12 protein-coding genes are annotated in these 10,916 nt (G+C 46.0%); 11 read left to right on the forward strand and 1 reads right to left on the reverse strand.

The annotated features are described in order from the left end of the window. The first annotated feature begins 13 nt into the window (after nucleotides 1-13). From H8710_RS02315 to H8710_RS02355, 9 genes are all read left to right on the forward strand, one after another. Nucleotides 14-1,048 carry an SU10 major capsid protein gene (locus tag H8710_RS02315; protein WP_249293791.1) on the forward strand — a complete coding sequence of 345 codons (1,035 nt, stop codon included), beginning with the start codon at nucleotides 14-16 and terminating at the stop codon, nucleotides 1,046-1,048. A gap of 15 nt (nucleotides 1,049-1,063) precedes the next feature. Then, on the forward strand, nucleotides 1,064-1,375 hold the full coding sequence (locus H8710_RS02320) for a hypothetical protein (protein WP_249293792.1): 312 nt from the start codon (nucleotides 1,064-1,066) through the stop codon (nucleotides 1,373-1,375). 2 nt (nucleotides 1,376-1,377) lie between these two features. Then, nucleotides 1,378-1,773 carry a hypothetical protein gene (locus tag H8710_RS02325; RefSeq protein WP_249293793.1) on the forward strand — a complete coding sequence of 132 codons (396 nt, stop codon included), beginning with the start codon at nucleotides 1,378-1,380 and terminating at the stop codon, nucleotides 1,771-1,773. Next, nucleotides 1,766-2,290 (forward strand): hypothetical protein, encoded by a 525-nt coding sequence (locus tag H8710_RS02330; RefSeq protein ID WP_249293794.1) that lies wholly within the window; start codon nucleotides 1,766-1,768, stop codon nucleotides 2,288-2,290. Before H8710_RS02325 ends, H8710_RS02330 begins: the two co-directional genes overlap by 8 nt. Next, nucleotides 2,287-2,679, forward strand: a complete 393-nt coding sequence (locus tag H8710_RS02335) for a hypothetical protein (protein ID WP_249293795.1) — start codon at nucleotides 2,287-2,289, stop codon at nucleotides 2,677-2,679. Before H8710_RS02330 ends, H8710_RS02335 begins: the two co-directional genes overlap by 4 nt. An 11-nt stretch (nucleotides 2,680-2,690) precedes the next feature. Further along, nucleotides 2,691-3,164, forward strand: coding sequence for a hypothetical protein (locus H8710_RS02340; protein WP_249293796.1), 474 nt, complete (start codon nucleotides 2,691-2,693; stop codon nucleotides 3,162-3,164). A gap of 16 nt (nucleotides 3,165-3,180) precedes the next feature. Further along, nucleotides 3,181-3,615, forward strand: coding sequence for a hypothetical protein (locus H8710_RS02345; protein WP_249293797.1), 435 nt, complete (start codon nucleotides 3,181-3,183; stop codon nucleotides 3,613-3,615). 137 nt (nucleotides 3,616-3,752) lie between these two features. Then, complete coding sequence (locus tag H8710_RS02350) at nucleotides 3,753-3,923, forward strand: hypothetical protein (protein ID WP_249293798.1); 171 nt, start codon at nucleotides 3,753-3,755, stop codon at nucleotides 3,921-3,923. Between the two features lie 26 nt (nucleotides 3,924-3,949). Continuing rightward, on the forward strand, nucleotides 3,950-7,519 hold the full coding sequence (locus H8710_RS02355; RefSeq protein WP_249293799.1) for a phage tail protein: 3,570 nt from the start codon (nucleotides 3,950-3,952) through the stop codon (nucleotides 7,517-7,519). 37 nt (nucleotides 7,520-7,556) lie between these two features. Here H8710_RS02355 and H8710_RS02360 read toward each other — a convergent pair whose 3' ends face one another. After that, on the reverse strand, nucleotides 7,557-8,105 hold the full coding sequence (locus H8710_RS02360; RefSeq protein ID WP_249293800.1) for a DUF4352 domain-containing protein: 549 nt from the start codon (nucleotides 8,103-8,105) through the stop codon (nucleotides 7,557-7,559). Nucleotides 8,106-8,274: 169 nt separating this feature from the next. Between H8710_RS02360 and H8710_RS02365 the strand changes: the two genes are divergently transcribed. Both H8710_RS02365 and H8710_RS02370 read left to right on the forward strand, forming a co-directional pair. Beyond that, nucleotides 8,275-8,646, forward strand: a complete 372-nt coding sequence (locus H8710_RS02365) for a hypothetical protein (RefSeq protein WP_249293801.1) — start codon at nucleotides 8,275-8,277, stop codon at nucleotides 8,644-8,646. 9 nt (nucleotides 8,647-8,655) lie between these two features. Continuing rightward, entirely contained in the window at nucleotides 8,656-10,836 is a 2,181-nt protein-coding gene (locus H8710_RS02370; RefSeq protein ID WP_249293802.1) for a DUF4097 family beta strand repeat-containing protein, read from the forward strand. Nucleotides 10,837-10,916: the final 80 nt, after the last annotated feature.

Genomic DNA, 10,916 nt, shown 5'->3' on the forward strand with positions numbered 1-10,916 from the left:
GAGATGAAATTTTATGGCAGATCAGTTTGCAACCAGTTTCGGAGTACTCAATTACTCCGGTATGCTCTTTAATAAGGGCAACACCAGAACCCCGCTTTCCTCAATTATTGGAAGCAGGGCGAAAACCACAAACCATGTGGAGTTTGTAACGGGACAGGAATACACCGCAGGTGGGGATGGCGCACAGCCTGCAATTAGCGAAACCGCTTCTTTAACAGCTCCCGATGCCAGTGTTGTGACCCGCGCCCAGAAAACCAATGTCACCCAGATTTTCCAGGAGTCCGTCGGAATTTCGTACGCCAAGCAGTCCAACATGGGAACTTTGTCTGGCGTTAATATCGCAAATCAGACGGCAAACCCTGTAAATGAGCTGGATTTTCAGGTCGCGACCAAAGTTCAGAAGGTAAACCGGGATATTGAGTACACCTTTATTAATGGTGCATATAACAAGGCTACTACTGACAGCGAAGTTAATAAGACTAGGGGCCTTGTCACGGCTATTACCACCAATACCACCGCAATGGGGAGCAAGCCCTTGGGATTGTGGGACATTGCCGATATGGTGAAGAAAATCTATGGGGCCAACGCTCCTACTGACGGCCTGACATTGTGGTGCGACGCTACAACGCTTTTCCAGATCAACGCCGATGCGGTACAAAACGGGTTGACTGTGGTACCCGCTGCACGTGAAATCAACGGTATTGCTCTTTCCAGCGTCATTACACCCATCGGTGTGGTTTACCTGTATCTAGGCGAATGCCTGCCTAAGGGAACTGCGCTCCTGTTGAATCTCAGCGTAATTGCTCCCGTATATCAGCCGGTTCCCGGCAAGGGTAACTTTTTCCTGGAGCCTTTGGCAAAAACCGGAGCGGGAGAAAAGTATCAGCTCTTTGGACAGATCGGCTTAGACCATGGCCCTGAATGGTATCATGGTAAGTTCACCGGCATTTCCCAGAGCTTTACCAAACCTGCATATAGCCGCAGTGTGTTTATTGCCAACGATGCATCCAATCCGGTCAATACGAAGGAAGTAGCTGCTGGGGCTTAATCTTGGAGGAGGGCTATGAAAAACGAGCAGGAATACTTATTGAAAGCAAAAACTTATCTCCCTGAGGGGCCGGTAAACGACGACTTGCTCAAAATTAACCTTGAACACTGGTACAGCGTGGCAGCGTCCTTCCTCCGGCTCAGTGAGGATGAAGAGATGCCGCCCGCAACTGCCTCCCAGGTTGTCGAGAACACAGTCGCGAGCTACAACGCCCACGGAGATGAAGGACTTGATGGGAGCGCCGTAGGAGGACAGACCTATACCTATAGCGACCTGCTCTCCAAATTGAAAAGTGTAGCCATATCTGAACGAAAGCCGAGGTTTTAAAAATGGCTCGATTATTTGACCGATGCACCATCTGGGCAGCAACGCCGTTGGAAGAGATCACAGACGGAATCCCGCAGGGCGGAAATACCAATCTGCGGGAATTTTCATATGTGAACATTCAATACATGTCAAACGAAATGGAGCAGCGGATATTTGGACAGGTGACAAACAGGGTAGTTACCCTAGATTTCCTTTCCCTCCCCGATCTGCAAAAAGGGGATGTCCTATACCTTCAAAAGCCGGAGCAACAAGGCGTTTTCACCGTTGGCGACAGTACCTACGATGATTATGGCCCAGGTGATTATGAGGTGTTGAGCATTATTCCATCCCGTATCGGAGTGAAAACAATCCGTAATCCCACTACTGCAACGGCCAGAAAGTTGGTAGGAAATGATTGACATTGAAGTGGTGTGTAAAACCAAAGGAAGCGGATTAAATGGAATTATAAACGGACTGGTTCAAGCAGCGGGAAAAGGAATTGAGACTGCCCTTGAAAACACCGCTAATTATGCCTATCGGCTTAAGAATGTGGCAAGCGGAGAGAGCAATCAGGGAATAAAGGTGGAAATCGTTAAAGTACAAAACGCCGAGGTGGGCGGACGGGTTTACACCGATTTTTTTCACGCCGGATTTTTGGAGTTCGGTACTGGTATTTACATGGATTCAGAAAGTCCCGGACACATTTCTGAAAAAGCGGCAGCAGGTCTTCCGTGGTTTGTACACGAGGATATGGCCGATTTGAGCGGATATAATTTCCCGGTGGCAGAAACACCGGAGGGAGATCGGTATTACATGATCCGGGGCACACATCCCCATCCATTTATGCGCCCCGCAGCGTTCGCAATGCGGGATAACAACATAGGGGCAGTTGCAGAGGCAATTCGGGAACTGATTGAAAGTGTGGTGAACGGATGAAGCACTATTCTTTGAATACCGGTCTTGTTTTTAAAACGATTCTTGGAAAATTGGCTGAAACACCAGGATTGACGACGCAAAACGTCCTGATCCAAAATCCTACGGCAAAGGCGCGTTTTCCATGCGTTGTAGTCAGTGATTTGCTTCCCCGGCAAAAATACAGCGGTTGGAGCTATGATTTTTCATTAAAGGTAGAAGTCTGGGCCGATGATGTATACAAGGCTATGGATTTGGCCGATAAGGTGAGAGAGCAGCTCACTACAATCAATCTCAAGCCCAATCTTCCAACACCGGAACAATTTGATGACATTACCAAAAAGTGGCGGTTCGGCAATTATTATGAATGCCGATGGAACGCCATTACAAACACATTTGACCAAAATAGATAGGAGTTGACATTATGGCAGAAGTAAGCACTACTTTAACCCCTCCCGTAGCGTCGGTAACTACTGAACTTTACTACGCGGAAACCGAGGATACCGGACTAAAACAAGTATTTGGCGTACAAAGTATTCCCACTATCATTTCTGCGCCGGAGGATATTACCTACCGGACGCTGGAAAGTAGGACAGAGTTTGCCGTTCAGGGTGTGAGAGCGTATGAGACCATCGAAATTGAATTGCTTTACTACAAAGAGCAGTATAGCGCGCTGGCCGCGCTGGAAGAAGCGGGAGATCCAATTTATTGGTATGTTAAACTTCCAGATGCCTCCGCAGGCAGCGGATCCAGTGCAAAGCCCCTGGTTGTAAAATGGCAGGGCAGCGTATCGGTAAGCCTCGGCGAGGTTGCATTAGACGACATGGTGAAATGTACCCTGAAAATCGGGAAATCTAGCGTTCCGACGACCATGGACGGCCTTCCGAGTGGATCTTGAAGGGGGATAATGGTATATGATCTTAGAAACCGAGAAGAAGACAGTAACCTTGCAGTTGAAGAACCGGTTAGTAGCTCTTTTGGAGGAGCGGCTTCAATGCAAGGATTTGCGGACGTTCCTCTTTCAGGAGGCGAACAATGCGAAACTGAGGACCTTGGCGATGTGCCTCTTGACCTTGACGGAGAAGGAATTTAAAAACATCAATGAAGTCTATGATTTTTTGGACGACTACCAGCAAGAGCATGAAAAAACCGTTTTTGAGCTTTATCAGGATTTAATCCTTGCCATGAACGACCGGTATTTTTTCAAGGAGAAGCTGCCGGAGGAAGAACTCAAAAAGATGGCGCAGGATCCGATGGTGGGCTTCGATATGGGCGAGATTATGGCATCTGCTGCCAAGACAGTGGCGACGGATGTGGCAGGACAAGCCCTGGCAGCGTCCGTGAGATAATTCAGGAATTTCGCGTTCACGCATACAGAGAAGGAATTCACCCGCTTGAATTTGAGGAAATGACCCTCAGACAGGCGGGTGAATACATTTACGAGCAATCTAAAGCCCGCAATGAAAGGGCGAAAGAACAAATCATCATGCTGGAAAATCAGGCAAGGCAGGTTCTTTCTATCTCTCCATTTGGTGGGAAACACCAAGTATTTCTCACTAAAGAAAAACTGTATCCAGATTTGTTCAAAGTCGAAAAGAAGCGGGCGGTCTCCCCAGAAGAACAGGCGCTTATCTGGCGCAGATTTCTCGGGGTTTAGTATTTCATAGAAAGGGGGATTATATTGTGCATATTACAGTAGAAGAGCTCGAAATACTGGTCAGAGCAAGGGTGGAAGAAGCACTTAAGGATTTGAATAAGGTAAAAGCCCAGATGCAGAACCTATTTAACACTCCTGAGATGAAGGCCCAGATCCAGCAAACGCAGAACGCTTTGAAGCAACTGGCCACTCCTATGCAGAAGATGCAGGCAGAGTCGGCTAAATATCAAGCTATGGCCCAGGTTGCGGCTCAGAAAGTACAACAGCAGGTGGCAAAGACGCTTGCTGCGCAAGCGAAAGCCCAAGCAGAACAGGCAAAAGCACAGGCTGTTATCGATAAGGCAAAAGCCGCATCGGAAAAAGCTGTCGCACAGCAAAAGGCACAGGAAGCTCGCAACGCCCAACAGTTGGCGCAAGACCGGGCAAGAGCCGAAGAGGTAATCCAGCAACAGAGAGACATAGAAGAGGCGGTAGCGAGAGCCACAGCGCGTCTGGAACAGCAAAATAAATCGCTGTCAGACGGCCCTATTCGGGAACCAGTCAATCTTACTGGTGCTGCTCCGACCGTCACACCTCTCGGTAATGTACAGGATTACCTCAATAAAAACGCGGACAAATACGCCGCTTCTATTAGCCGAATTCGGGAAGAAATCGGTAAGATTAATGGTTCTGGAGAAACCGATCTTGAAGTCCTCAATCGAAAAATAGAGCTACTGAAACAAAAGCTGGCTCAATTGAAAGAAGCCTATGAAAAGGCTCTGAACGCTCCTAATCCAGACAGCAGCGGCCTAGAAAAGATGGAAGGGCAGATTCTCAACACCGAAGGACAGTTAAACCGGATGATTCGGCAGTCAGACCAACTGGCAGAGTCCTTAAACCGCGCAGAAGAGGCTAAAGAGAAGTTGGACAGCGATGCCGGAAAAACCGATCTGGGAGCCGGCATGGACCGTGTGAAGGCCGCGACGGAAAAAGCGATAACCGCTACTAAGAAGTATGGAACCGTGGCTGTACAGTCTGCTAGTAAAGCAAAGAGCGCTTTCTTAAAGCTAGGACAGGTTATCAAGCGGGTGCTAGCCGCGGCGGTGCTGTACAAAGGCTTCCGGGCGCTATTTGGATTTATAAAAAGCGGAATCGAGTCTGCTATCTCTGCGCCTGAAATACAGAATATGTTTGATGTAGCGTTTAAAAACGCCGCAGGCTCCGCAGAAGAATTCGCCCAGCGCTTAAAAAAGGCTTTTGGCGTGGATATTATGGAAAGCAAGCAGATGCTTGCCACCATGCAGAATTTCACCACGTCTATGGGCATCGGAGAGAAGACGTCCTTTAAGATGTCAACGTCTCTCACCCAGCTTGCCTATGATATGGCTTCCCTGTATGAGGCGGATCCGTCTCAGGTCTTTGAGAATATGCAGAGCGGTTTGCAGGGTATGCCCAGAGCAATGTACAAATACGGCGTATCCTTGACAGCAGCAAACATCGAACAAACGGCATTGCAATACGGATTGATTAAGAGTGGTCAGGAAATGACTGACCAGCAAAAAATCATTGCCCGTTATCTAACTATCCTCAAACAGACCAGCAACGCCCAAGGAGATATGGCGCGGACGATACAAAGCCCAGCCAACATGCTCCGTGTCCTGAAAAGCCAGCTAACGGCGGCAGGAAGAGCAATCGGCAATGCCTTTATGCCATTTATCCAAGCGGTACTTCCGTGGCTAAACGCGCTGGCCGTGCTGCTGGAACGAGTGGGAAATGCACTTGCGACGTTCACTTATAGTCTGTTCGGCAGGGATTTCAAGGCCGAACAGAAACAACAGCAGAACATAGCTGGTGGGTTCGGGGACATTGCAGACGCCGAAAAAGATGTAGCCGACAATGCCAAGAAAGCCAAAAACGCCCTTGCGGGGTTTGATGAGCTGGAAGTTATCCAGAAGGATACTAATAAGGACACCGGCGGCGCAGGATCAGGCGGCGGCTATGAATGGGATGTTCCCACATTGGATTGGCCGGAGGGCGAAAGCCCTTATGAGAAAATGGCCGATACCATTGTGGAGAAGTTGAAGGCAATCAAGAACCAGATGATGGATTTGGGGCTTGAAGATGTCCTTGATAACTTCAAAAACTTTTTTTCTGAGTTAGGAAAGCAGGTCAACTCATATGATTATGGAACCGCCCTGAAAAACGCCCTTTTAAACGGCTTTGAATTGGCGATGTCGTCCATTAATGCGGCACAAAGCATTGTATTTCCTATTGCGATAGCCCTTGACATCCCCGGAATCGTTTATGAGGCAATCAACACGCTTTCCTCGCTCTTTGCGATGCTTAATGATGCTGTACAGGCTGTCACACCTGGATTACAAAATTTTGTCAACATTGGCCTTGTGCCCATTGCGGAATGGGCTGGCGGCAAGATTAAAGATGCGTTGGTATTTTTGCAGGAAATGTTTGCCAAAATAGGGAATTGGTTTACGGAGCATACCGAAACCTTTACACAGATAGGAACCCTGTTAGGAGAAATCACAGCCCGAATTTGGAAGTTTTTGGAACCCATTGCTGATGCTGCATGGGAAGGATTTAAATCCATTATTTCTGGAATTGTAGACGGAATTTTGAATCTTGTAGACGCTGCTATGAAATACGGTATTAAGCTGTATGAATGCATTAAGGCTATTTGGGACTTTTGCGATTCTATCGGACTGATCGATGTCGTTATCAATAGTCTAAAGACAGTTTTCGATGTAATTGTTACAGTTATTAATGGTGTGGTTAAGACTATTTCTGATTTAATGGCCGATATTTACAAAATATTTGGCGGACTCATCGACTTTATCACTGGAATATTTACCGGCGATTGGGAAAAAGCATGGCAGGGAATTAAAGATTTCTTTACTGGAATCTGGGATGCGATTTCCCATTTCTTGGGTAACATCTTAACAACCATCTATAACGCGATTAAACGACAAATTGAGGGTGTGCTCGAAAATTGGAAAATTATTTGGAACAAGGTCAAAGATTTCTTCATAAACATCTGGGACAAAATAAAAGCCGGATTTGATACTTTCTGTGAAAATTTCAAACGCGGGTGGAACGCGATGTGGACAGGAATCGGAAATTTCTTTATAGGAATTTGGAATGGAATTCTAGGCGGAGTCGAAAAAGCTATTAACTGGATTATAGGCGGGATTAACAGCCTTATTAATAAAGTAAATTCCTTCCTTTCCGGGGCCAGCGATATCCTTGATAAGATCGGAATGGGATTCTCCTTCCGAGTAGGCGTTATCCCAGAGGTAACAATTGGAAGAGTACCAAAACTGGCTTCCGGCGGCGTCATCAAGCAGCCTACCCTTGCAATGATGGGAGAGTACGCAGGAGCGTCAAGCAATCCTGAAATTGTAGCCCCTCAAAGTATGCTGTACGATTTAATGGTGGAGGCAAATTCTCCTCTTGTTTTGGCATTTGCCCAAAAGATTGACCAGGTAATCGAAGCAATCAGGGAGATTGACCCAACACTAGAAATCGACGGTGATGTAGTCGGTAAAACAGCACAGAAATATCGAGAGAATCAATTTAAACGTACTGGAAAAGTTCCAGTGTAACAAAAAAGGGAGCGGTTTTTTCTCCGCTCCCTACTTGTTAAGCTATGCTATCAGGCGTGACAACAAATTCCATTTTTTGGTTCCCTGCAACCTTGTAATTAAACTCAAATTTTTGCCAACCCTCTGGTAACTCGTAAGCCACATATCCTACCCGTTTTTTACCATTGGCGACATCGCCCCATATGGTTTCTCCGGAGTGATTAAAAAGTAGTGCTTCAGAATCAATTGCGATATCGTCGCAGTAGGCTTCTTGGTAAAACATGTTGATGTGATCATCCTTCCCGGTTTCGTTCAATACCGTGAAGTTCAAAACCACAAATTGCTTTCCCTCTTCGGGCTCATCCATAATAAAATCTCCGCTGTCAACATAATTTTCAACTGAATCTAATGTTATCTTTAGGCCATTGTATTCTAACGTTTCTCCTACAGTTGCAGCAGAAGGGATAGATTCCTCAGAAGATTCGCTGCTTTCTTGACTTGACTGCAAATCTGAACTGGTTTTGTTTACAGGTTGGTTTGTATCCGTACAGGAAGAGAAGCAAAGGATGGAAGTAAGTACAAGGCATGCAATAAGAACTTTTTTCATAAAAACAACCCCTTATATTTATAAGAAATGACTAATATATTAATAAAATAACATAATTTTACAAGATAGTATATATTCACTTTTGTATTTGATTTTATATTTGATTTTTATACTTTAAAGCATACAAGCTATATGCTGATGTGCTTTTTTGCTTAAAGGAGGGAATACTGTGCTTCTTTTGCCATATTCAGAAATCTACAAAATCAACGGAAAGCCCATTTTTTCACCAACCTCTGCCAGCGTATCCATCGAAGACTTAGAAACCAGCGCGGAGCGAACAGCGGATGGCACTCTGCACCGGGAACGGGCACGGCAGGGCGTAAGGAAGATATCCTTTACCTATGACCGGTTGACGCAGGAAGAAATGCAACTTTTGATCCCAATGCTATCCCCGGTGTTTTTTGAGCTGACTTATCTCGACCCAGAAAAGGGGACAAATACCATTACTTGTTATTGTTCTAGCAAGAGTTCTGATCTGTACAGCGCCGTTTTTTATGGTGGGTACTGGATGGGCGTCAAGTTTAACTGCATCGAGAAATAGGTGATAAAGATGGATATTAATCTTTATAAAGATGACAGCCTCCCAAAGCGGGTATTTATGGACTTTGGGGATATGGTGTTGACGGCAGCAGAGATACAGGAAAACCTGACCCTTTTCCAGAGCGTCAACACAGGGTCGGAATTGACGTTGGGGAGCGCCTGTGCCTCGGAATTGTCGTTTGATGTACTGGATTATAATGGGACAATACAGAGTGAAGATATTGCAGGGAAGGAATTTCAGTACTGGGCGGCGGCCCAAACAGCCGAACAGAGCAATCTTGACATTTACCGAACTGCCCGAAAAGATGTTGTGCTTCCACATGGTGAGTGGATATTTGGGGGGAGTGGAAGGGCTCCTTACCTCACTGTCTGGAAAAGCGAAACTCCTGTAGACAATCTGCCTCAGCCTGACAAGCCCGTCAAGGCTCTTTTTTATGTAGAGGGGAAATTGTATTGCTGCCACAATGAAACTCCTTATGTGACCTCCTATTCGGTGTCAGACACACAGATTACAAAGCTTTCTTCTCCATCATTATCCACGTTTCAGCAAGAACAGGTTATCCGTTTTTGCGAACAGTCGGCTTCCTGGTCGCTCTCAGGAGACATTTTGAAGGAATATGCAAAAGAGTATAAAAACCAATTGGTCAGCGATTTTGTAGAGCAATCCTTTGAGTTGAAATCAATGGGATATTTTATCGCGGAAAAACCGGAGCGTAAAAATGAGAGGACCATCAGCGTAAAGGCATATGACCGGATGACAAAATTTGATGTGCCCGTTGCCGAGTGGTTTTCCGAATTGAGTTTCCCTATTTCTTTAAAAAGCCTCTTACAATCTTTATGCAGTGAGGTAGGGATTCCGTTGGTAAATGCGACATTCCCCAATCAAGATTATCTGGTTGCCAAAACAATAGAAGCCGACGACATTACCGGGAGAGAAGTGTTACAATGGATTGCCGAAGCAGCGGCGCGGTTTGCCTATATTACGCCGACGGGCAGTTTAGCCCTTTCATGGTATAACGACCTGGGGCATACTACGGACTACACCCAGTATTTTGACCTTAGCTTTTCAGATTACCAGGTACAAAAGATAGACAAAGTTCAGGTAAAGGTCACAGAGAATGATATCGGGGTTATTGTTGGTACAGGTGAAAATGCCTACACAATCGCGGATAATCCTCTTTTATACGCGGAAACCGACAGTCAGTTAAGGCCGGCAGTGACCGCTATTTTTAATGCCGTCAAGGATTTTTGCTATACGCCATATAAACTGAAAGTTCGTGGAAGCCCTCTCATACAGCCGGGAGAAGTTATTACGGTAAACACCAAAAAAGGACAGACGGTAAAAGCTGTTATTATGTCTCGGAAACTCTCAGGGGTAATGGGCCTAACGGATGAATGGGAAGCTGTTGGAAGCCAGGTCAGGCCCACACAGGTAACGGAAACCAATCGGCAGATTACCAATCTCAAAGGAAAAACCAATGAGCTGACGCGGACAGTGGATGAGACGATAAGTAGGCTATACGATGCAGAAACAGGGGATATTTCTATTTTAAAGCAGACCGCAAACTCATTAACTGCCAGCGTGGAGTCAATTGATGGAGAAATTTCCTCGATAAATATTGACTTATCCGGGATACATACTTCGGTCAGCAATTTACAAGGCGATGTATCTTCTGTCACCCAGACGGCAAACTCAATTGAAGCCGCTGTAAACAGTACGAAAGTTTCCCTGACGGAGAATAGTGGCCTTACCATCTATAACGGCGGGCTACATGTGAACAACGGAAGCCGTGATGTCATGTCGTTTGACGCAGGAGGCAATCTGAATTTATCCGGTAACATTACGGGCTCTTCCATCACAGGTTCCTCTTTGTCGTGGGGTTCCGGGAATACCATCAACAATTCTAACGGGTACACTGAAATTCGCGCGGTAGAGGATATTACCATCTATTCAGGCCGCGGGGATATCACCCTTGGAGGCCCATCCGGTGACGTTATCGTGGACTACAGTGATCTTTATGTACAAACTAATTTGAGTGTATACGGAGACCTATACGCTTCCAGCCGGCTTTGGATCGGAAACAACTGCGAAGTATATATTGACAGTAAATATGGACAGACCGGTACTTTTACTCTTGCGGACGGGACCTTTATCAGAGTGACACGAGGGATTATTACCGAAATATCATAAGGAGAACAATGTGGAAAAGAATCTAATAGCTGTTATCCAGGCGTTGAATCGGGTTGAGGTGCATGGAACAACTAATCTTA

This window comes from Fumia xinanensis, assembly GCF_014384905.1.
In the GTDB taxonomy this organism is placed as follows: domain Bacteria; phylum Bacillota; class Clostridia; order Oscillospirales; family Ruminococcaceae; genus Fumia; species Fumia xinanensis.

Excerpts from the sequence above, each read along its gene's own strand:
- H8710_RS02350 (WP_249293798.1), top strand. The coding sequence starts at position 3,753 with ATGCTGGAAAATCAGGCAAGGCAGGTTCTTTCTATCTCTCCATTTGGT.
- H8710_RS02335 (WP_249293795.1), top strand. The coding sequence starts at position 2,287 with ATGAAGCACTATTCTTTGAATACCGGTCTTGTTTTTAAAACGATTCTT.
- H8710_RS02330 (WP_249293794.1), top strand. The coding sequence starts at position 1,766 with ATGATTGACATTGAAGTGGTGTGTAAAACCAAAGGAAGCGGATTAAAT.
- H8710_RS02340 (WP_249293796.1), top strand. The coding sequence starts at position 2,691 with ATGGCAGAAGTAAGCACTACTTTAACCCCTCCCGTAGCGTCGGTAACT.
- H8710_RS02320 (WP_249293792.1), top strand. The coding sequence starts at position 1,064 with ATGAAAAACGAGCAGGAATACTTATTGAAAGCAAAAACTTATCTCCCT.
- H8710_RS02315 (WP_249293791.1), top strand. The coding sequence starts at position 14 with ATGGCAGATCAGTTTGCAACCAGTTTCGGAGTACTCAATTACTCCGGT.
- H8710_RS02345 (WP_249293797.1), top strand. The coding sequence starts at position 3,181 with ATGATCTTAGAAACCGAGAAGAAGACAGTAACCTTGCAGTTGAAGAAC.
- H8710_RS02325 (WP_249293793.1), top strand. The coding sequence starts at position 1,378 with ATGGCTCGATTATTTGACCGATGCACCATCTGGGCAGCAACGCCGTTG.
- H8710_RS02360 (WP_249293800.1), bottom strand. The coding sequence starts at position 8,105 with ATGAAAAAAGTTCTTATTGCATGCCTTGTACTTACTTCCATCCTTTGC.
- H8710_RS02370 (WP_249293802.1), top strand. The coding sequence starts at position 8,656 with ATGGATATTAATCTTTATAAAGATGACAGCCTCCCAAAGCGGGTATTT.